The organism is Paraclostridium benzoelyticum (assembly GCF_001006285.1).
Lineage (GTDB): Bacteria > Bacillota > Clostridia > Peptostreptococcales > Peptostreptococcaceae > Paraclostridium > Paraclostridium benzoelyticum.
Genome location: NZ_LBBT01000190.1, coordinates 1 through 22,393 on the forward strand (window position 1 = coordinate 1; position 22,393 = coordinate 22,393).

The 22,393-nt window shown below is 27.4% G+C and carries 22 protein-coding genes; 15 read left to right on the top strand and 7 right to left on the bottom strand.

Annotated elements, in window-relative coordinates:
• Together VN21_RS08955 and VN21_RS08960 are read left to right on the top strand one after the other, a co-directional pair.
• Positions 1 to 838, top strand: an 838-nt coding sequence (locus VN21_RS08955; RefSeq protein WP_226896689.1) for a ParA family protein, incomplete at its 5' end; no start/stop codon positions are given.
• On the top strand, positions 839 to 1,171 hold the full coding sequence (locus tag VN21_RS08960) for a hypothetical protein (RefSeq protein WP_046822952.1): 333 nt from the start codon (positions 839 to 841) through the stop codon (positions 1,169 to 1,171).
• Between the two features lie 33 nt (positions 1,172 to 1,204).
• Here VN21_RS08960 and VN21_RS08965 read toward each other — a convergent pair whose 3' ends face one another.
• From VN21_RS08965 to VN21_RS08980, 4 genes are all read right to left on the bottom strand, one after another.
• Positions 1,205 to 2,632, bottom strand: a complete 1,428-nt coding sequence (locus tag VN21_RS08965) for a collagen-like triple helix repeat-containing protein (RefSeq protein WP_046822953.1) — start codon at positions 2,630 to 2,632, stop codon at positions 1,205 to 1,207.
• 164 nt (positions 2,633 to 2,796) lie between these two features.
• Positions 2,797 to 3,897, bottom strand: a complete 1,101-nt coding sequence (locus VN21_RS08970; RefSeq protein ID WP_046822954.1) for a DUF4179 domain-containing protein — start codon at positions 3,895 to 3,897, stop codon at positions 2,797 to 2,799.
• 1 nt (position 3,898) lies between these two features.
• On the bottom strand, positions 3,899 to 4,432 hold the full coding sequence (locus tag VN21_RS08975; protein WP_046822955.1) for a sigma-70 family RNA polymerase sigma factor: 534 nt from the start codon (positions 4,430 to 4,432) through the stop codon (positions 3,899 to 3,901).
• A 333-nt stretch (positions 4,433 to 4,765) separates the two neighbouring features.
• Positions 4,766 to 5,143 carry a hypothetical protein gene (locus tag VN21_RS08980; protein ID WP_152650792.1) on the bottom strand — a complete coding sequence of 126 codons (378 nt, stop codon included), beginning with the start codon at positions 5,141 to 5,143 and terminating at the stop codon, positions 4,766 to 4,768.
• Between the two features lie 237 nt (positions 5,144 to 5,380).
• Between VN21_RS08980 and VN21_RS08985 the strand changes: the two genes are divergently transcribed.
• Positions 5,381 to 6,379 carry a CPBP family intramembrane glutamic endopeptidase gene (locus VN21_RS08985; RefSeq protein ID WP_046822957.1) on the top strand — a complete coding sequence of 333 codons (999 nt, stop codon included), beginning with the start codon at positions 5,381 to 5,383 and terminating at the stop codon, positions 6,377 to 6,379.
• A gap of 501 nt (positions 6,380 to 6,880) precedes the next feature.
• A complete protein-coding gene (locus tag VN21_RS08990; RefSeq protein WP_046822958.1) occupies positions 6,881 to 8,209 on the top strand; it encodes a hemolysin family protein in 1,329 nt (442 codons plus the stop codon).
• A 75-nt stretch (positions 8,210 to 8,284) separates the two neighbouring features.
• Here the strand turns inward: VN21_RS08990 and VN21_RS08995 are convergent, their stop codons facing one another.
• Complete coding sequence (locus tag VN21_RS08995; RefSeq protein ID WP_046822959.1) at positions 8,285 to 9,712, bottom strand: pyridoxal phosphate-dependent decarboxylase family protein; 1,428 nt, start codon at positions 9,710 to 9,712, stop codon at positions 8,285 to 8,287.
• A 918-nt stretch (positions 9,713 to 10,630) separates the two neighbouring features.
• On the opposite strand from VN21_RS08995, the gene VN21_RS09000 reads away from it, so the two are divergent.
• The 6 genes from VN21_RS09000 to VN21_RS09025 all read left to right on the top strand — a co-directional run bounded on the left by VN21_RS09000 (position 10,631) and on the right by VN21_RS09025 (position 15,944).
• The gene (locus tag VN21_RS09000) at positions 10,631 to 11,305 is read left to right on the top strand and encodes a Crp/Fnr family transcriptional regulator (protein WP_046822960.1); all 675 of its coding nucleotides are present in this window, start codon (positions 10,631 to 10,633) and stop codon (positions 11,303 to 11,305) included.
• A gap of 145 nt (positions 11,306 to 11,450) precedes the next feature.
• The gene (gene asrA / locus VN21_RS09005; protein WP_046822961.1) at positions 11,451 to 12,461 is read left to right on the top strand and encodes an anaerobic sulfite reductase subunit AsrA; all 1,011 of its coding nucleotides are present in this window, start codon (positions 11,451 to 11,453) and stop codon (positions 12,459 to 12,461) included.
• A complete protein-coding gene (gene asrB, locus VN21_RS09010; protein WP_046822962.1) occupies positions 12,462 to 13,253 on the top strand; it encodes an anaerobic sulfite reductase subunit AsrB in 792 nt (263 codons plus the stop codon).
• An 11-nt stretch (positions 13,254 to 13,264) separates the two neighbouring features.
• Positions 13,265 to 14,233 carry a sulfite reductase subunit C gene (asrC, locus tag VN21_RS09015; protein ID WP_046822963.1) on the top strand — a complete coding sequence of 323 codons (969 nt, stop codon included), beginning with the start codon at positions 13,265 to 13,267 and terminating at the stop codon, positions 14,231 to 14,233.
• Positions 14,234 to 14,252: 19 nt separating this feature from the next.
• The gene (locus tag VN21_RS09020) at positions 14,253 to 15,023 is read left to right on the top strand and encodes a formate/nitrite transporter family protein (RefSeq protein ID WP_046822964.1); all 771 of its coding nucleotides are present in this window, start codon (positions 14,253 to 14,255) and stop codon (positions 15,021 to 15,023) included.
• 450 nt (positions 15,024 to 15,473) lie between these two features.
• On the top strand, positions 15,474 to 15,944 hold the full coding sequence (locus VN21_RS09025) for a GNAT family N-acetyltransferase (RefSeq protein ID WP_046822293.1): 471 nt from the start codon (positions 15,474 to 15,476) through the stop codon (positions 15,942 to 15,944).
• Between the two features lie 138 nt (positions 15,945 to 16,082).
• Here VN21_RS09025 and VN21_RS09030 read toward each other — a convergent pair whose 3' ends face one another.
• Positions 16,083 to 16,397, bottom strand: coding sequence for a DUF3784 domain-containing protein (locus VN21_RS09030; RefSeq protein ID WP_046822292.1), 315 nt, complete (start codon positions 16,395 to 16,397; stop codon positions 16,083 to 16,085).
• A 440-nt stretch (positions 16,398 to 16,837) separates the two neighbouring features.
• Between VN21_RS09030 and VN21_RS09035 the strand changes: the two genes are divergently transcribed.
• From VN21_RS09035 to VN21_RS09055, 5 genes are all read left to right on the top strand, one after another.
• Positions 16,838 to 17,974 (top strand): replication initiation protein, encoded by a 1,137-nt coding sequence (locus tag VN21_RS09035; protein WP_046822291.1) that lies wholly within the window; start codon positions 16,838 to 16,840, stop codon positions 17,972 to 17,974.
• A gap of 784 nt (positions 17,975 to 18,758) precedes the next feature.
• Positions 18,759 to 19,907 carry a replication initiation protein gene (locus tag VN21_RS09040; protein WP_046822965.1) on the top strand — a complete coding sequence of 383 codons (1,149 nt, stop codon included), beginning with the start codon at positions 18,759 to 18,761 and terminating at the stop codon, positions 19,905 to 19,907.
• A gap of 353 nt (positions 19,908 to 20,260) precedes the next feature.
• The gene (locus tag VN21_RS09045) at positions 20,261 to 21,064 is read left to right on the top strand and encodes a Fic family protein (protein ID WP_046822966.1); all 804 of its coding nucleotides are present in this window, start codon (positions 20,261 to 20,263) and stop codon (positions 21,062 to 21,064) included.
• 76 nt (positions 21,065 to 21,140) lie between these two features.
• Positions 21,141 to 21,332 (top strand): hypothetical protein, encoded by a 192-nt coding sequence (locus tag VN21_RS09050; protein WP_025162423.1) that lies wholly within the window; start codon positions 21,141 to 21,143, stop codon positions 21,330 to 21,332.
• Positions 21,333 to 21,688: 356 nt separating this feature from the next.
• The gene (locus VN21_RS09055; protein WP_046822967.1) at positions 21,689 to 22,036 is read left to right on the top strand and encodes a four-helix bundle copper-binding protein; all 348 of its coding nucleotides are present in this window, start codon (positions 21,689 to 21,691) and stop codon (positions 22,034 to 22,036) included.
• A gap of 84 nt (positions 22,037 to 22,120) precedes the next feature.
• On the opposite strand, the gene VN21_RS09060 is transcribed toward VN21_RS09055, so the two are convergent.
• The gene (locus VN21_RS09060; protein ID WP_046822968.1) at positions 22,121 to 22,363 is read right to left on the bottom strand and encodes a hypothetical protein; all 243 of its coding nucleotides are present in this window, start codon (positions 22,361 to 22,363) and stop codon (positions 22,121 to 22,123) included.
• Between the last annotated feature and the right edge of the window lie 30 nt (positions 22,364 to 22,393).

The following is a 22,393-nucleotide window of genomic DNA, read 5'->3' on the forward strand; positions in this document are numbered from 1 at the left end:
ATATAAAAAACTTGGAGGAAAACTAATGCAAACTAAGTTAATAACTTATTTTAATATAAAAGGCGGCATTTACAAGACTTCTATGTCTATAATAACTGCATATGAATTAGCAAAAGATAAAAATACAAATATACTCTTATGGGACTTAGATTTACAAGAAAACTTAACTCAATATGTATATAAGGTTAACCATGAAGATAAAACAACTATAGATATAGTTGATGGATTAGGTGCTGAAGACGTTATTGTTAAGTGTCCAAATCCAAATTACCCTAATATAGACATAATACCTTCTGATATAGGATTAGCTATGTTAGATGAAAAAATAAGCTTACAACCAGCTAGAGAAAAAGTTCTTGCAAGATGGTATATGCAAAATATTGATGTCCTTGAAAAATATGATTACATAATTTGTGACTTATCACCTAGTTACAATTTAACAGCTAAAAATATACTTTATTTAGCAGACTCTATAATAGTTCCTATAATGGATAAAAATATATCTTCTTTAAGAGGAGCTGCATTATTTAAAGAATTATGGACTAGAGACAAGTACTATTTAGAAAAAGAAGATAATGATATAAAAGCTACTGTATTAGTTGGATATGAAAAGCAAAGAACGCAAGTATCTGATTTATTTGATCAGTATCTTCAAAAATTTGAAGAATTAAAAGACATGATGCTAGAGTCATTTATAAGAAGAAATACATTCGTTGAAAAAGCATTATTAAGTAAATTAAGCATAAGTGATTATTTAAAGAAAAATGGACAAACTCATTTCAGTAAAGAAGAAGTTGAAAACATGATAAAAGAATTAAAAGAAAAGGATGTGCTTTAGATGCCTAAGATAGATATGAATTTATTAAATGAAGAAGTTCCTACTACTAGAAAATCAACTATTGTTAATGAAACTAATGAACCAAAATCTTCATTATCTATATACGATATAGTAAAAAAGGAAAAGAAGAAATCTAAAGAGCAAGTTGGAGTTACTTTAGATAAAGATATAGTAGATAAGTTAAAAACAGTAGTTATAGACTCAAATATAACGATGTCTAAATTATTTGAAAATCTACTTACTCCATTACTTGAAGACGTTGAAATAAGTAAAAAGAATGTAGATACATACAATAATAAGAATAAGTTAAAAGGTAGAAGAAAATCAGAATAGTTTTTTAAAAAGTACATAATTATATATAGCTTTTTATACCATACTGAATTGATATTCTGTTCTAGTCCAATAACAGTCTACATTTGATACGCAAGTTTCAAATAACCTTACATCAGGTCTATTTTGTATCATAGCTACTTCATACCCAGCAACAATAGGGTCTTGTAATGAAGTCCAAGTCTGATACCAAGGAGGTGTATATCCAGTTGTATACTGTGGAGTATTTCCATCAATGTATATATTGGTATTTCCATACGCATTAGCAACTGGTGTCGAGTTTGTAAGACCTATAAATCCTTTTCTTTTACTATTAGTAAATGTATTATTACAAGCACTGATGAATGCAAAATTGCTTAAGCCAGGACTACTTTGAAGATTTGGCAACAAAACTGGAGCAGTATTATCTGCATTTAATATATTGTTATTTACATACAGCTGTAACCCACTTCCATTTAGTTGGTTAAATAAAATTAATTCTCTAAATGACGATGTATATATAGTACTTGGGTCTGTTGGGTTAAGTGGTGGAACTAATTGTTCTGGCTGAAATGTATTGCTTATTAAAAGAGTTCCAGTAAGAGTTTCCCCATTAAGATTATCTATTCTTATAAATCCTTGTCGTCTATCCCCTTCTATTCCATAAATAGTATTGCTATCTGTAATACAAATACCTGATAAATTGTGTAAAAACAAGCAATATCTTGTATTAGTAGAATTTCTATTATAATTAAATGTACATTTTGTAACTTGGAACTCACCGGTATTTAACTCAATTGCATTTTCTAAATAATCAAATATACAATTATTTATATAAATCGAATTAAATGAGATACCGCTTGAGTATATAAGTGATGGGTAGTTAGCAGGTACAGGTGTTAATCCCGGTGATTCAATAAATGATATACTATCAATCACTACATTACTGCTTCCTATCACGATTATAGGCTCATATGGAGCTATAGGGCTATATGTTATTATTGAAGTTGGAGCTCCATTTGAATCTACAGATCCTTGTAAATATAAAGGATATGAAATTGTTATATTATCATTGAGAATATAATTACCTGCTGCAAGCTTTATAGCTGGCTTTTGTGCAGAAATTGCATTTTCTAATTCTAAGACAGTGCTTACAACAGTAAACGTTCCTGGAGTAGGTAAATTTCTTGGAGTTGGTGGGGGTGGAGTTTGATTTTTCAAATATACATATCCAGTTGAAAAATCAACATAGTAGGTTTCTCCTGGATTACAAGATGCAGGAGCTCCAGCACCTCCTAACACTCCAGGACCTGGAGGCCCTTCTGGACCTATATTTCCTTGTGGGCCTTGGGGCCCCTGTGCTCCTACATCCCCTTGAGGACCTGGAGGTCCTTTTAACTTATTAATAAGGTTGCAAAAAAGCCAGTAATCATTATAATCGCAATTGCAATTATCACTTCCATTAGATGTATAATTATTGCTCATTTTTAAAACAGTCCTTTCAAAATTTAAATAGCTTTTAACTATGTTTCACATCTATTTTATGTTTATAGTCTGGATTAAGTGACTCTGATATACAGAGTTTAATCTATCTTCCATGACATAGAGTTTTTTATGAAAAAATTATAAAAATTGGAACTAATGATTGTTTAAGGAATATCTATTTCTATTTTTTCATCTTCAAAAATCTTAGTCTCTGTATCAGGAATAAAAAGACCAGGAGTTATTATGATTTTCTTTTCTGTACCTTTAAGTTCAAAATGGTAATACATATCGTTTTTGCTACAACTTCCACTATTACCACCTAATAAGCTATTGCCACTTTCATCTTCTATATAGAAATCTGTAAAGTGTTGTAAACGCGCTACCTCAGACTTATTTCCTTCTAATTGTGTTTTAATATTAACGGAAATAGGAGATATCTTTATTTGATCAATTTTCAACTTAACTTTATCGTTTATATTTATATACTTATTAACATCAACAACCTTTAAATCATTAGATATATTAGAAGTATTTATAGTCGTATTAAATTCCCAGTTTCCAAAAGTTTTAAATAATAGCCTTCCTTTTTCAGATTTTGACTCACCTAAATCAAAATCTTTAAATTGAATCTTTAAGTTGTAATCTTTATCTTTTTTTAAACTGTCAAGTAAATCAATGTCTGTATCTCCAATACCATCTCCATCAGTATCTTTTCTGTTTAAGTTAATAGTATATAAAAATTCTTTTTTATTTTCATTTTTAACATCTCTTGGGCTTATTCCTCCCCCTTGTCCAGGGAAAGAGATATCTCCTATAGTTATTATAGGTATATCAGGCATGAAATCTTTTTTATAAACTCCATGTTTTTTAAAATCAAAATTAGTATAATCCATACTTAAACTTATAATTAATTGTCCATCATCTAACATTACGTCTCCTAAATTAAGAACTAATCCGTTATCTGTTATTGATTGATTTCCTTCAAATTTATACTTATCAAACTCACTATAGTCTCTACCTAAGAAAGATTCAATACGACCTGCTAAAAGATTTATATATGCCCATGTAGTCTCATTCGTTAGAGCTACTGTTCCAAGTATAAGAACTGCTGAGACACTTGCAGCAATTAGTTTTTTAGTTGTTTGTTTTCTTGATTTCAACTTAGATTTCATTATATTTTTCATTTTAGTATTATCAGTTTTTACTTCATCATATTTATCAAATTGAATTTTTTCGTTGTTTAATACTTTATATTTATCTATCAATTTATTTCCCTCCCTCATTTAATAAAGATTTTCTTATTTTTGCCTTTCCCCTAGATAACTTACTATGTACACTTGAAATAGCTAATTTTTTGTCATTTGCTATATCTATTACACTTTCATCATTTAGGTAGTATCGTCTAAATATTTCTTTATCTCCTTCGGACAAGAATTTTAATGTTTCATTTAATTCCTCTTGAATTTCAATTTTTAGTAAATTTTTATCTATGTAATAGTTTTGTTCATCTAAATCTGATATTTCTATTTTATTTAAATACTTTCTTTTATAATCAATTGCTTTATATTTAGCTATTGCACATATCCAGTTTTTAAAAGTATTTTTATCTTGGTCAAAGCCTTCTACATTATCCCAAATCGCTAGCAAAGTATCACTAACACACTCTTCTTCATAATTAACAAGAGATCCTAGATGGTATCTAATTACAGAAGTAATAAGGCTATTATACTGATCTATTAAAATTTCCATTCCTTTTTGATTTTTCTTTTTTATATATTTAATCATTAACTTGTCTTTCAAGTTGTTTCCTCCTCACTATAAAAGCTTTTACATTACTTAATTCGTAAATTAATACAAAAAACTTGCATATTTTAAATATTTTTTTATTAATCTTTCTTGTTAATAAGGTAATTAACGAGGAATGAGTACTTATTGTAATGAAGTTTTTTTTGTTAACTTCTTTATAGATATATGATTAATTATATTGTTAATTAGCTAAATAACAATATACAATAGAAAGTATAGTCACAGTAAAAAGTCTCTAGACTAAACCAAATAGTTAAATCTAGAGACTTTAATTACATTGTTTATTTTTAAGTTCAACTGGTATTACTTTAAATCAATATCAAAGTCCTACCCAACTTTCTTCCACTTATTATTAGAAGAATCTGATGCATATAAAGAAAGTTTTAATTTACTAGAAACTTTTTTTATACGTTTATGGGAATTATCAAGTTTAAAAATTCCTTTTCCATTATTACTATAGTCACAATAAAACTCAACTTTATTTCCAAGATCATCATTTCCAGCAAGTTTCATAAGATACTCTTTTCCATCCGTAGTATTATAATTATACTCTTTAGATTTTGATTTCTCTGTCTTTTGCTCATCATTTTCAAATTTGAATATGCCTAATTTTTTAGCGTATATATTTTTGTATTGTATCGTATTTACATTTTGTACTTCCATTATATTTCTCCATTTATCCACACTTATTACATTTTTTTCCATATTAATTCTAGCATATATTTAACTAATTAATTATATAAAGTTAAAATTTTGTTTTTTTCGACTTGATTCGATATTTTGATTCGATTTATGACTAAAAATTAAGACAAATATTTACAACCAAATGAATTCTATTTGGATAATTTTAATTTTATGATAATATTTTACATTAAATAAGCTATAAATATTTTGGGATTTTATCTTCTAGATAATCTTAGTTGAATTTTGGGAGGGGTTAAAATGTATAACGATATTAGAGTTACAAAACAAGAAGTAAGAGACTTCTTATTAATTAATTTTGGATTGATTACGTTTCTATCTATATTTGTATTTATTAGCTTTTCTAGGCCAAATAGTGATGATTTTTTATATAACTTTGCTATAACATTTATGTATATTCCAGCTTTTTCAGTAATGGTAGTGCTTAAAAAGAGTTCTTATTATGAATTTAGTGATGTTGTAAATAAGTTCTTTAATTTCTTTATAATAGGGACAATATTAAGAGTTATTTTTTCTATAGTTGAGCCTTTTTTAATAAAGAATGTTATTATCTCTTCTTTAATAGATCCAATTGTATCTTTGTATATTTTGTATAGTGTATTTGTAAATTCTTCTTACTTTAAAATTTTCAATTTATCACTAAATAAAAACTTTAAAAAGGTATTGTTCTGTATAGGCATATATTTAGTTATATTTACAGTTGGATGTAGTTCTGACCTTATTCATATGCACTTTAGTATAGCGAATTTTATTGATGCATTACTACAAATTTCAGTCGGAATGGTGATGAATATAATATTTGGTATTAGCTTGTTTTTTGGAGAAGAGTTTGGGTGGAGATATTTCCTACAACCTAGGCTTCAAAAGATATACGGGAAAAGATCAGGTGTGATAATCCTAGGACCTATATGGGGTATTTGGCACTTACCTCTTTGTATGACTCTTTACAGTCCTCAAACTCCGATTTATTGTATTATAAATCATGTATTATTCTGCACAACACTGGGAGTATTTTTAGGTTATTCTTATATGAAAACAGAAAATCTGTGGACCCCAATGTTAATTCATTTAATTGGAAACTTAATTACACTTTCAAGTGGTGGTGGGCTAGATACAATAATTACATTAAACGATCTTCTAATAGCTATTTTGTTTGAATCTGTATTATATTTACCATTTTTATTTGCAAAAGTATATAGACCTAACAAGGATGACATCGGGGTATCTATTGATAATTAGAAAATTACAAAAAGGGTTGTATCTATTTGATACAACCCTTTTTTAAGGCCTTAAAATAATAGTGTTTAATAAATGTTTCTTATTAAACACTATTATTACATAATGTTAGTAGATAAATGTTTGTTCATGTAGATTTTATTTAATAGTAAAATCCTAATAACAGTTTAATTTAAACTCATACTTATCTTCTTGTACGCTTAGAATAACTTTAAAAGAATAAATACACTATTGATTAAAAATTTGCCCTTTGGCTATTAATGAACGTAGCTAATGGGTATTTATATATTTTGCAACTTTTTAATTTAATTAGAATATTAATAAAAGTTAATTCATAGATTATAATGTACTTTAAATAAAAAGTTACCAAATAGTATTTAATAAATCTTTATTTTAAACTGTATTTACAAAAATAGGATTGGTAACAATACCTTCAGGACTATATTGATTAGTTTTAAAAAATATTTCTGATGGTTTTTTATTTATTATTTTAAGGAGGAAGAAATGAATAATTTAGATTCAGACCCCGGGGCCTTTATGCCTCAAATAATTTTAATAGCATTACTTACTGCTATTAACGCGTTTTTCGCATCAGCAGAAATGGCTATAGTTTCTGTAAATAAATCAAAAATAAAACAATTAAGTGCAAGCGGAAACAAGAAAGCTCAATTGCTTGAAAAACTCATGGAAGATCCAAGTAATTTCCTATCAACTATTCAAATTGGAATAACTTTAGCTGGATTTTTCTCAAGTGCATCTGCTGCTACAGGGATATCTACACATCTTTCAAATGTATTAGCTCCACTTAGTATACCTTATTATAAGGAACTATGTATGTTTATAGTAACAATAATACTTTCATATTTTACATTAGTATTTGGAGAATTAGTACCAAAAAGAATTGCTTTGAAAAAAGCAGAAAAGATATCATTATTTTCGGTAAAGCCAATTTACATTATATCTAAAATTGCAAAACCATTTATAAAGCTTTTATCATTTTCAACTAGTCTGGTTTTAAAAATAATAAGAAATAATGATATGGATATTGAGGAAAGAGTTTCTGAGGAAGAAATTAGAACTTTAATATCACAATCTCAAGAAGATGGATGTATTGAAAATGAAGAAAAACAGATGATATATAGCATATTTGAATTTAATGATAAGACTGCTAAGGAAATTATGACATCTAGACATGATATGTTTGCGGTAGACATAGAAGATGATTTGGATGAAATACTAGAAGGAGTAATAGCATCAGGATACTCTAGAATACCTGTATATGAAGATAATAAGGATAATATCCTCGGTATATTATATGTAAAAGACTTATTAGTAAAAGCTAAGAAGGTTGGATTTAAAAATATAAATTTAAAAACAATGCTTCATGACCCATATTTTGTTTCAAAGTCTATTAGAACAAATGAATTATTTAAACTTCTAAAGGATAAAAAGGTCCACTTAGCGTTATTAATTGATGAATATGGTGGAATAGAAGGGCTAGTAACTATGGAAGATTTAATTGAAGAAATTATGGGAGATATTGAGGATGAATACGATAAAACTAAATCTACTATAACACAAATTGATGATAGTAATTTTATTGTAAAAGGATATTTGACAATAAGTGAATTTAACAATAAATTTGATATAGATATAGAGCAAGGTGACTATGATACTTTAAATGGATATATACTTACATTGTTAGGTGATTTCCCAGAAGAAGGTCGAGAAATTGAATTAGACAATTTTACATTTTTAATTGAAAATGTAAATAAAAGAAGAATTGAAGATATAAGAGTAAGTATAAAAAACAGATGTGCGCAAATATCATAATGAGTTTTTATACACTTGAAATTTAAACAAAAATGAGTAAATCCCTACATCTAAGGGTTTACTCATTTTTTTATATTATACAGCACTTAAACTAAAGTTATGAGTTAATAAGTGTTTTGCAAATTCATCTAGTTTGCTTATTGTTTGTTTTATATCATTTTCTGTTGTTTCATGATTAATAGCACACATTCTTAAAACAACTTTACCATTTAAAACTGTTGTAAATATTCCTGCATAGTTTTCTTGAAGTGCTAAATGTGAAATATTATTGTTAAGTGTATCTATATCTTGTTCAGACATTCCAGATGGAGCATATCTAAAATTGATAATTGCTAATTTAGGATCAGATATTATTTCCCAATTCTCAAATCCTAATAATGTATTCTTAATATATTCTGCAAGATGAATACCATATTCAATTCTTCTGCTCATTTCACTAGTTCCTAGAGTTTGTAATGTAAACCAAAGTTTAAGACCCCTAGTCGGTCTTGTTAATTCAATACCTATGTTTCCATAGTTTATTTCATCGTCATTTATATCTAAGTCTCTTAAATACTCTGGATTTTCACTAAAACTTTTTGCTAAATCGTTTTTGTCTTTTACAAGAACCATTGCACAACTATATGTTTGGAATAACCATTTATGTGCATCCCAACTTAAACTATCAGCATTTTCTATTCCTTTTAATAAATGATTATAGTTTTCAGATAATAATATCGATGCTCCATAAGCTCCATCTACATGCATCCATAACCCATATTCTGAACATATATCAGATATTTCTGGTATTGGATCAATACTTCCAGTATTTGTAGTCCCTGCACTAGCTATAACAACAAAAGGATGCAGTCCATTTGTTATATCATTTCTTATTGCTTTTTCTAGTTCATCTATCTTCATTCTATAATTTGAATCTGAAGGTATTTTTCTGATATTCTTAGGAGATATTCCTGATATTTTAAGTGCTTTTTTAATTGAACTATGAGTTTGATCAGATACATAAGCAGTTCCCAAATGTAATTTATCAAATGAAAGTTTGTTATCTCTTGCAGCTACCATTGCTGTAAGATTTGCCATAGATCCTCCTGAAACAAATAGTCCGCTCGATTGTTCTGTGTTATATCCAGCTTTTTCAGATAGCCATTTAATTAATGTTTTTTCAATAAAACTAGCAGCTGATGTTGTCATCCAGCATCCAGCATGCAAGTTATAAGCACTGGACATTACATCTCCAATCCAAGAATTCAAATCTGCTGGCCCAGGTATAAATCCAAAAAATCTTGGATGGTTTACTCTTGCTCCATACTCATAAACTTCTTTTATCATTTCTTCCATAACTTCTTGTACCTGTCTCCCCTGACTAGGTATATTTATGTTTCTAAGTTTATTTATTTGATTAGAATCAGCTACTTTTACTACTTCATTAGATTCTAACGATTCAAGTCCTTTAAAGTATTGATCAATAAAATAATTTAAAGAATTTTTAAGTTCTAAATTGTTCATGTTGCTTTACCCCCATTTCTACGCAATTGTCCTTGTCTTTTTTAAGCCACGTTCATGATATCATCAAAATATATATTAATCAAACTACGGTTTCTGTATTATAATTAAATTTCGCGCTTGTAAATCGTAAAATTCAAGCTTATATAACCAAATTTTGGAATAAATCGATTAAAATTAAATTTAGCAATTGCATAAACAGTTCGAAAGATTAAGAAAATAATAAAAAAATAGTTAAAAAATAAAGTAACTGTATGTTTATTCCCTTAAATAATTTAATTTACTTTAGATTATTTGAACCTACATATATGTGCTACAGGGATAAATAGTTTAAAATAAGTACATTTTTTGAGCTATGGTTATATGGATAGAATAGAAAAGCATATATTTTAATAACCTATTTAATAATCAATAATGTTAATAATTTAAATCATGTAATTTATAGATACTTACCATTAAAACATAAACTTTTGTTTATAAAAACTTAACTGATTAAATAAATAAGACTACTCCAAATCAACCTTTTGTAGAAGATTTTGTATCTAAAAGTTCTGCTGTTTTCGCTTGGAGTTCCATTCCATATAGAAGTGAGCATAGAAATCTTTATATCACATAAGAATCTCTTAATTGTGGTACTTGTGCTATTGAAATTTATGATCAAAACACATCATTGATGATCTTCCAGAATATAAATTTATAATTTATATGGCTTGTTTAGGCAAGACTTTTTAGCGTTTTCATAATTTAATTAACATTGTTTACAATAATCTAATTATATAAAAAAGGTCACTCTTATTGCCATTTGAGTGATCTTTTTTAATAAAACAAACAAATACAATGGTTAATCTATTTTCGATGTAGTAAAATAAATTGTAAAGATTAAAATTAACTAAAAATTAAGTATATAAGGATTTGTAAAATATGATGAAAATAAATAGCATATCAATATTTGATAATATAAAACCAGAAAGTAAAGAACAGTTAGAGAATATAATGACAAGTTTTCATGCACAAAGAAAAGAAACTTTATTCCTAGAAAAAGAATTTATTGATAATTTGTATTTTATAGAAAAAGGAAAAGTATCTATATACAAAATAAATGAAAATGGTGAGAGAAAGGTAATATTCATATTTAAAAATGGTGATGTAATAAATGATCTTTCCTTAGATCAAGAAAAAAACACTATTTTTGCTTGTGAAATATTTGAAAAGTCAACTATATTGAAGTGCCCTACATCTGAATTCATAAAAATAATGGAAAATGACTTTAATTTAATGAAAAATATATTAGTTCATACTCAAAATATTAATAGAAGACTATACAGACAACTAAAAAACTCTTCTTCAATAAATATAGATAAAAAACTTGCAGCAAAACTATATAGAATGGGAAAAGAGTTTGGATTAGAACAGGGAGAATGGACACTTATTAAAGCAAACATAAGTATTACATATATAGCAGAAATGCTTGGGTGTAAAAGGGAAAGTTTATCAAGAACAATGAAACAATTGCAAGACTATGGATTGGTCAAAATTATAAATAAAAATATTTATATAAAAAAAGAAGGTTTATCTAAATACTTTAAAGGTAATTAATAGAGAGTGCACATAACAATGTAATTAATGTTATGTGTATTTTTTTATAAATTCGATAAAAAGATATCAATATTGTTATATATATCACAGACATTCAAAAAATCGTATGCTACTATATCTTTAATAAAATATAGGAGGAGAGATTATGAAGATAAAATTGAATAGAGCAAACTTCGATAAAGGTCTTAAATTATTGAAATCGGAATATAAAATTTTTGCACCTGTAACGACCCCTTTTAAAGGAGTTTACTCTGATACAGATTTAACTAAATATGAGGAAATAAGTAGTATAGAGGATATAGAGTTTAATAAAAAATCTAACTTTTCACCAAAAGAAGTTATACTACCGATAACTCAAACATTATTTTATTTTACAGAAAAAGAATATAAAACTAGTGATATAGATAATAAAAAATTGATTATATTTTTAAGAGCTTGTGATATAAATGGAGTAAAAAGATTAGATGAGATTTATCTTAATAACGGTATTGAAAAAGATTATTTCTATGAAAGATTAAGAGAAAAAGTAAAGTTTGTTTTAATTGGGTGTAAAGAAAGTTTTAGAAATTGTTTTTGTGTAAGTATGGGGTCTAACAAAACTGATAACTACTCAATGGCATTAAATATAGATAATGATGAAGTTTATTTAGATATAAAAGATGAAGATCTAAATGTATTTAGTGGTGAAGATACGGAGTTTGAAGTTAACCATGCTAAGGAAAACCTTATCCACGTAGAACTACCTAAAAATATAAACCCGCTAGAACTATCAAAACATGAAATGTGGGATGAGTATGATTCTAGATGTATAGGATGTGGACGTTGCAATTTTGTCTGTCCAACTTGTACTTGCTTTACTATGCAAGATATATACTACAAAGAAAATGATAATGTAGGAGAAAGAAGAAGAGTATGGACGTCTTGTCAGGTAGATGGATACACAGATATGGCAGGTGGTCATTCTTTTAGAAAAAAACAAGGTGAAAGAATGAGATTTAAAGTGATGCATAAGATATACGACTTTGATAAAAGATTTGGATACCAAATGTGCGTAGGATGTGGAAGATGCGATGATGCCTGTCCACAATATATATCTTTTTCACAGTGCGTAGAAAAAATAAAAGGCATAGTAGATATCAATGAGGAGGTAAAGTAGATGAATCCATACATACCAGTTAATTCAAAGATTATAGATATAATTAAACATACAGATATAGAATGGACATTTAGGGTTTCTAGTAAAACCGAAGGAGTTTTACCAGGAATGTTTTATGAAATTTCAATTCCTAAATTTGGAGAAAGTCCAATATCAGTATCAGGATACGGAAAAGATTATATAGATTTTACTATAAGAAATGTAGGTAAGGTAACTAGTGAATTATTTAATTATACAGTTGGAGATAGCTTTTTTATAAGAGGACCTTATGGTAATGGATTTGATGTAAGTTTATACGAGGGAAGAGAAATTGTTATTGTAGCAGGAGGAAGTGGTCTAGCTCCTGTAAGAGGTATCGTAGAGCATTTTTACAACAATCCTGATAGATGTATAAGCTTTAAGTTAATAGTTGGATTTAAAAGCCCTCAAGATATATTATTCAAAGATGATTTAAATAAATGGAGTGAAAAACTAGACATATTGGTAACAGTGGATAATGCTGATAGTGATTATGATGGAAATATAGGATTGGTTACAAAGTATATTCCAGAGTTGAAGATAGATGATATAAATAACATATCTGCAGTAGTTGTTGGACCTCCTATGATGATGAAATTTACAGTAGCAGAGTTTTTAAAAAGAAATCTATCTGAGCACAACATATGGGTATCTTACGAAAGAAAAATGTGCTGTGGTGTAGGTAAATGTGGACACTGTAAAATGGATGATACTTATATTTGTATAGATGGACCTGTATTTGATTATTCTTATGCAAAGAATTTAATAGATTAGGAGGTATAACTATGATAAGAGATTTAAATACTAAGAAAGTAATGAAAAATGCTTTTAGAATAACTAAAACTAAATATGAAACTTCTCTTAGAGTGAGAATACCGGGTGGAAGTGTAGATCCAGAAAGTTTGATGATAATTTCTAAGATAGCTACAGAGTATGGAAATGGCGAAATACATATTACCACTAGACAAGGTTTTGAAATACTGGGTATAAAGATGGAAGATATGGAATCAGTAAACAAACTTATACAACCAGTAATTGAAAAAATGGATATAAACCAGGCAGAAAAAGAAGAAGGATATCCAGCTGCAGGTACTAGAAATATATCTGCATGTATAGGAAACAAAGTCTGTCCAAAGGCTCAATATCACACAACAAACTTTGCAAAGAGAATAGAAAAAGCTATCTATCCAAATGATTTACACTTTAAGATAGCACTAACTGGATGTCCAAATGACTGTATAAAGGCGAGAACCCATGACTTTGGAATAATAGGCATGACACGTCCTTTATATGAAAAAGAGAGATGTATATCATGTGGAGCTTGTGTGAAAAAATGTGAAAAACTATCCACTAAAGCTTTAAGTATGGAAAACTATAAAATCGTAAGAGATCACGATAAATGCATAGGATGTGGAGAGTGTACTTTAAACTGTCCTACTTCAGCATGGACTAGAGATGAAAAGAAATACTACAGACTAGCAATCATGGGTAGAACAGGTAAGAAAAATCCAAGGCTAGCAGAAGATTTCTTATTGTGGGCAGATGAAGAATCTATAATAAAAATAATACTTAATACTTATAAATATGTAGAGCAATATATAGCTAAAGATGCTCCAGGAGGAAAAGAGCATATAGGATATATAGTTGATAGAACAGGATTTATGGAATTTAAAAAGTGGGCATTAGAAGGTGTAAATTTAGATGATATAGTAAAAGTAAATGAAAATATTTACTGGAGCGGAATAAAATATTAACTTAAACTAGGGGGTAATTATGCATAACGAAACACTTGAAAAACTAACAGTCGCTGCTAAGAACAAAGTTAATTTATTAAATAGCAGTAGATTAAAATACATTGTATCATCAGCTTTTGCAGGCCTTTATGTTGGTATAGGAATATTATTAATTTTTACAATAGGTGGACTTTTAACATCAGCTAATTCTCCTATGACAAAAATTATGATGGGTGTATCATTTGCTATAGCATTAAGTTTAGTTGTAATGACTGGTAGTGAACTATTTACAGGTAACAACATGGTAATGACAGCTGGTACGTTAAACAAAGGCACTAGTACTAAAGACTTACTCAGAGTATGGGCTTATAGTTTTGTAGGTAATTTGCTTGGATCGCTTTTGGTTTCTGGATTATTTGTAGGTACAGGACTTGTTAATAAAGGATCTGTAATGGAGTTTTTCGCTACAACATCATTAGCTAAAGCATCACTTCCATTTATGGATCTTTTCTTTAGAGGAGTACTTTGTAACATACTAGTATGCGTGGCTGTAATGTGCTCATTTAGAACAAATGATGATACTGCAAAGTTAATAATAATATTTATGTGTTTATTTGCTTTCATAACTAGTGGGTTTGAACATAGTGTAGCTAATATGACTATATTTGGAGTAGCATTATTTTCAAGTGCTATCAAAGGAGCTACTCTTATGGGTGCAATATATAACTTATTTGTAGTTACATTAGGAAACATAGCAGGTGGAGCACTAGTAATGGGTGCTGGTGCATATATATTGGGTAAAAAAGATTAAGCAATGAATAGGCTTTAGTAAGGTGTGTTGGGTTAAAATAAAATTAGTAATAGAATAATAAAATAGTATCTACTGAAATTGTTCAATAGATACTATTTTTTATTTTAAATATGTTGTTATATAGCTAATTAACAACGTATTTATCTATATAAAATCTTATTGTTGATTTGCAACTTCTAGCTCACTACTTACTAATGCAGCCCCTACAGCTAATATAAATGGAGCTATGATTAAACTTCCTAATAATATTGTCATGTGTAACTCCTCCTCTTGATCTGTTTTATTTGATAAACTCATTATACCTGGTTCATCTTAAAATAGCCTGACACTAAGCTTAAACATTTCTTACATTTTTGAGAGATGCTATTAAGTTTTAAAATTCATATCCAATATGGATTTTTACTAATTTGTAGTATACAATTTATTGAAAATTACATTAGGGGGATTTCTATGAATTTAAATCCAGTTAAGTTTACTGAAGAATTAGCTAAAGAAATAACTACATGGAAATACGAAGGGGATTATAGTATATACAATTTGCCTTCATGGGATGAGATTATTAAAAAACAAATATCATTATGTAAAAAAGAGAAAAGAGAAAATTTCATTGGATATGCAGATAGTAAGAATAATCTTGTTGGATTTGTAAATTTACTAGATGAGGGAGAATCTGTATTCTTTGGTATAGGTATTAAACCAGAATATTGTGGGATTGGAATAGGCAAACAAATAGTTAGTATGGCTTTAGATGAATGTAAAAGAAGATATCCTAGTAAACCAATTGTATTAGAGGTTCGAAGTTGGAATAAAAGGGCTATTAAATGCTATGAATCTCAAGGTTTTAAAGTGATTGACAGAAAACATCAAGAAACTTATCTGGGTACAGGTGAATTTTTCATTATGGAGTATATAAAAAAATAAGATGGAATACTTATGCAGAAATGCCCTTAAAATCCATTTATTTGGATTCTAAGGGCATTTTATCTAAAATACATAATCTAGTTAGCTTATACAAAATAATCGCCTTTTAAACGTAATTTTTAATTATTTTGTATATATCTACTTTTTAATCGTATTTTTTGCTGAAACAACAAACGTATAAATAACAGTAAAAATTATCACTATAATTGCAGCTGTAAAAGTCCATTGTATTTTAAATATTTCTCCAACGGCTAAAAGTAAAAGAGTTATTGATAGCAATAAGTATGTCTTAGCAACAAGATTATATTCTTTTTTGGTTTTCATTTTGGCTCGATCTTCAGCATTTGAAATGTAATACATACTTGTTAATAATGGACCCTTTTGTTTAAATGCAAATAATGAGTAAATGAAAAATATAACTGACATAGTTAAACATATAATTCCTTCTATCATATCTATCCCCCCTTATTATTTATATTAATCGATTTTAAAAATAGTTTTGATATTTATTTCAATATTAAATATTTTTTAGTGCAAGTAGTTTATATGTAAAAAAATAGAACAGAATAGAAAGGAAAAATGACCTTTACTAGTCTTTAATAGTATTTAAGAAAGTATTTAATAGTATTTATAGTATTTAGACATATACGTAAGTATTGGAATTGCTTAAGTTGAGGACTCTAAATATGACAAATGGGAAGCGAACTATGACATTTGGGAAGTTTAATATGACAAATAGGAAGTTCAACTATGACATTTGGGAAACTTAGTATGACAAATGGGAAGTTAATTATGACATTTAGGAAGTCTAACTATGACATTTTTAAAATCATTGTCATAGTTAAGTGATTATAGTATTATTTATAATATAATCAAAATATAAGAGGTGGAAAATGGATAAAGAAGAGTTAAGGAGTCATTTTGGAACGGATGAAGATATAAAAGTGTTAATGAAGCACAATTCTTTGGTTAAAGCTAAGTACAACTTAACATTGGTTCAAAATAGAGTGTTTGAACTTTTATTATATAAATTTCAAAAGGAAAAAGATGGTATTTTAAGTTGTGAAATTCATAGGAATGAACTTAGAAATTTAATAGGCAAAGAGAAAGATAAAACTATAAAAGGAGTAAGTGATTTATTGGAATCACTTAGATTAAAGGAAATCTTAATTGCTGAAAAGATAAAAGATAAGGATAAATATAAATGGCATAGATTCGGGCTTATAAATGGTTCAACTTATGATGAAGATAGAGATACTTTTATAGTAAAGGCTACAGAAGAAATATATACTTTAATCCAAAATTATTATGACAAAAGGGAAGGCCACACACCGATTAATTTAATTGTTAAACTTGGAATGAATAATTACTATGCTCAAAGATTATATGATTTGCTAAGGGTTTGGAGTGGAACTAAACAAGTTATAAACTATGAAGTATCGGAGTTAAAAGACCTTCTTCAAATAGATGAGAAATATAATTTATATGGAGATTTTAAGAGAAGGGTTATACTTCCAGCAATAAAGGAACTTAATGAAACTGGATATTTTGAAATAGAGATAAAAGAAAACAAAGTAGGGAGAAAAGTTGAATCTATTGATTTCTACGTTAAAGATTTGGACAAGAGAAAATATTTCAATAAAGATGAAATTATAAAAGAAATTCCTAATATCGTACTTGAAGACGTTGCTCTTACTTCTAGTGATGATGAGTGTGTCACTACAGAAGATAGTCTTTTAAAAGAAAAAACTAAAAAACTTGAGCACTTTGTTCCTGATGAAACTATATTTACTAAGGGGACTTTAAGAGGTTTTAAGAAAGATTTTAAAGATATTGATTTTAAGAATGAATATATGGAAAGAGCTTTCGATGATGCAGTTATGATAACTCTTGATAGGGATGATGTTGAGACTATTAAAGCAACTTCATACAAGTTTTTCAAAGGAACTTTGGATAATAAGATTGTTGAATATAAGTTAGAAGAAAAAGAGGATCTAGATCATAAAAAAGAAATGGACACATTTTGGTAGAGGAATTAAATCTAATAGACAATTGTAGTTAAATGATTATATAAATATGAAAAGGCAGAGAAATCTGTCTTTTTTGTTTAATGCCCCAAATTTATGAGTGTATCTTTACGACATATATGAGTTGAATTTTAAAAGCGACAAATTAGGGATTTGCTTTATTGAAATAGGACAAATATGAAATATAATTTGAACTGAGGTTAAGTAACTCAACAAAAATTCCTAAATTTTAATTAAATAAAGGTATATTTATATTTTTTTAAAAAGCGACAAATTAGGGATTTATTTATTAATAAGACAAGTGGGAAGTTTAAAAATGAAAATGTAATAACAATTTAGTTATTTTGTAAAACTATTATGTTTTATTATCAAACAACTTTAGTAGGAAAAAATTAATACATTAAATCTGTATTTTTAAAAGCGACAAATCAGGGATTTATTTTTAATAGGACAGATTAGAACAGAAAAAAGATCTTTACTAGTCTTTACTTAGTATTTATAAAAGTATTTAATAGTATTTAATAGTATTTAGACATAGCTCAACGCATTGAAAACACTAAGGATAAGAAGTTTAAAAGCGACAAATTAGGGATTTATTACGACGTATTAGGGATTTAAAGCGACAAATTAGGGACATAACTACGACTTATTAGGGAGTAAAGACGACAAATCAGGGATTAACTACGACTTATTAGGGAGTATAAAAACGACAAAATTAAAATTGTTGACGTAGTAAAAACCATTTGTTACTCTATAACTAGAATTAGTTTAAAGGGGGATAGTAAACGTGAATCTGATAGAAGAATTAGAAAGTAATCGTATATTGATGAAAAACAATATGCTGGTGAAAGCTAGGTATAGTTTAAGTTTAATTGAAAACAGAGTATTTTTATCTATGTTGTATAAACTTCAAAAAAAGTCAGATGGAGTGTTAACTTGCTCAATTAGTCACTCTGAATTTAAAGACATAATTAAATTCAAGCAAAAAAACACAGTTAAAGGGGTTTTAGAAGTATTAGAAGATCTAAGAAAGAAACCTATATACTTCAAGGAAGAAAAGAAAAATAAAAAAGGTAATTTATGGGGAGCATATGGATTTATAAATGGATATGAGTATGACGACGAATTAGGGATATTCAATATTGAAGCATCAGAGAAAATACATAACTTATTAAAAGAATATTTAAAAATGGGATATACACCTGTTAATGTGCAGATTTGGCTATCTTTAAACAATTCTTACGCTCAACGATTTTATGATTTATTAAGACTTTGGAGTGGGACAAAAGATACTATAAACTATAAATTGGATGAAATTAAAGAACTATTAATGCTAGAGGATAAATATAGTAAATACAATGATTTTAAGAGAAGAGTAATACTTCCAGCGATAAAAGAGCTTAACGAGACTGGATATTTTGAAATAGATATAAAAGAAAATAAAGTAGGACGAAAAGTTGACTCTATTGATTTTTACATTAAAGATTTAGACAAGCGTAAGTACTTTACAAAGGATGAAATTATAAAAGAAATTCCGGGGATAGAGCTAGAAGAAGTTGCGATTACTTATGATGAAAATGATTGTGAAAGTAAAGAAGAAATCATCATAAATGACAAGGTAATTATTGAGCCAGAAATTATATCTGATACAAAAGAGAATAAGATGGAAATCTTTATTCCCGATGAAAGTATATTTACTAAAGGCACTTTAAGAAGAGTTAAAATGGACTTTAAAGATATTGATTTTAAGAATAAATATATGGAAAAGGCGTTTGAAGATGCAGTTATGATAACTCTTGATAAAGATGATGTTGAAACTATTAAAGCAACTTCATATAAGTTTTTTAAAGGAACTTTAGACAATAAGATTGTTGAATATAAATTAGAAGAAAAAGAAGACATAGATCACAAAAGAGAGATGGATATGTTTTGGTAGATAAATTAGCACAATATAGCTATTTCAAGTATTAAGATACAAATGATAAAACAAATTTAATATGTATTTGTAAAACAAATGTTAAATGAAATTGAATAACAAATTGTTTTGCAAATTAAAGTTGAATTTCATTTATAATTTATTTAACAATTTCACATTTAAAGAAACTATAATTTCATAGTAAATGATTTGATATTTTTAGAATTCTTAAATAAACTTAAGTTTGGCATATTTAAATTTATTTACAATCATCGAAGGTATGGCTAGACTTAAAGTTAAATCTTATTATATAAGCTATATACAGGATAATGGAAATAATAAATAATTAACCTAGTGAAAGTAGGTATTAAAATATGTACATAAAATCATCATATACAAAGTTGACAGAAGATAGAATTGATAAATTTGAAAAGAAAAATAACTGGGAAGTTGCGATAGGATTAAACGAAGTAGATAATTTAAAACCTTCGAAATATCTTATTCAACTAATGGAAGATTCAATAGAAGGTAAAAAAACATATAAAGAAGTAGAAAATGCTCTGTACTCTTACTACAAAGAACTTGATCCTAATGATAAAGTAATTATTCAGACTGAAGAATGTGATTTGGTATCTGTTAGAATAGTTCAATTATTAGAAAATGGAAGTTTTAAATTTAGTCCAATAACATTAAAAGGTATTCATAGAGCTTTATTTAAAGATTTATTTAAAGGTGAACTAGAAAGGTATGTTGGAGAGTTTAGAGATTATAATATAAGTAAAAAAGAGCTGATACTTGGTGGAGATAGCGTAATGTATGGAGACTACAATGATTTAATGGATATACTAGCTTATGACTTTAAAGAGGAAAGTAAAAAAAGTGCTAATGTATCAGTGAGTAGATTAGCAAGGTTTATATCTTCAATATGGCAAGTACACCCGTTTTGTGAAGGGAATACAATAACAACAGCAGTGTTTATTATAAAGTACCTGAGAAGTTTAGGATATAACTTAAATAATGATTTATTTAAAAAGAATTCATTATATTTTAGAAATGCTTTAGTGTTATCGAACTATTCAGATGTAAACAGAAATATTAGACCAGACTTTAAGTACTTGGAGTCATTCTTTGAAAAGTTATTAATAGATACTAAGATAGAATTAGAGCAAATGAAATAAATTTAAACTGAATAGAGTAAAGGGAAAATACTATAAATAATTATTAATAAGAAGAATTATATTTGGAGGGGAAATTATGAATTGTTTAAGGTGTAATAGTGAAATGAAGTTTTTAAAGGAGTATAGATTTGAGTCTAGGGAAAATGATAGGGGATTATTTAAAACTTTATTTGATGTTGAAGAGCATTTAATATTTAATATACATGTGTGCCCTGAATGTAAGCACACAGAATTTATATACAAAGGTAGCGTTGAAAGATTTGATTAGGATTCGAAGTAATTTTTTTATCAAAATTATTTTTATTTATAAATAGTATTTAATATAAGGCATAGTTATACAATATAGTAATTTAAATTGATTAAGTAGAAATTGTATAACGAATTATTTATCAATTTTAAAAACAAATACAAAAAGGAATTGTATAACAAATTGTTATGCAATTCCTTTTTATATTTTAAACTAGTTAAATAACAATGAGAAGTTACATTTTAATGCTTATTTTTAGGATTTATTCATAGAATATGTTCGATAAATTATAATTTATATAGGGAAAAGTTATGTATTAAAATTAGACAATTGCAAATAATATCTGTGGAAATAATAAAATATTAGGAGGCTTACCAATGGGTATAGTAACAAATAAAACAGATAAACATCAATCATGTATAGATTCATGTCAAAAATGCGCTCAAGCTTGTTATGAATGTTTTAACGAATGTTTAAATGAATCAAATCTTAATGAAAGAAAAAACTGTGTTAGTACATTAGTTGAATGTGCTATGATGTGTCAAATGTCAGTATCTATGATGTCAATGAGTGGTCAATTTGCTAAAGAACATTGTGAGTTATGTGCTAAGATTTGTGAAAAATGTGAGAAAGAATGTAATATGTTTAAAGATGATCATTGTCAAAAATGCGCAGATATGTGTAGAAAATGTGCAGACGAATGTAGAAAAATGGCTAATATGTAATTGGTAAAAAATCCATTCTGATATTGTAGAATGGATTTTTTTTGTATTTTGCAAATATTATTAAATCAATAGTTTAATATATAGTTATTTGCGGTTTATAGCATATATAGCTATTTCTTCTTTAGTTAGTTGAAGAACTATTTCCGGTATTATTTGAATAGGTATCATAACTTCAAACCCATACTCTGAATATTGAATAGTATCTATCAAATCTATATTCTCTATAACTTGTCTTATTTCTCGTAACTTAATTCCGCCTATTTCAAAATAAACAGATACTTTGGTATCACTATAATCTAAAGGTGTACCTTTAATATTCTCATTCATATGTATTCTCCTTTTTGATATTATAAAAAG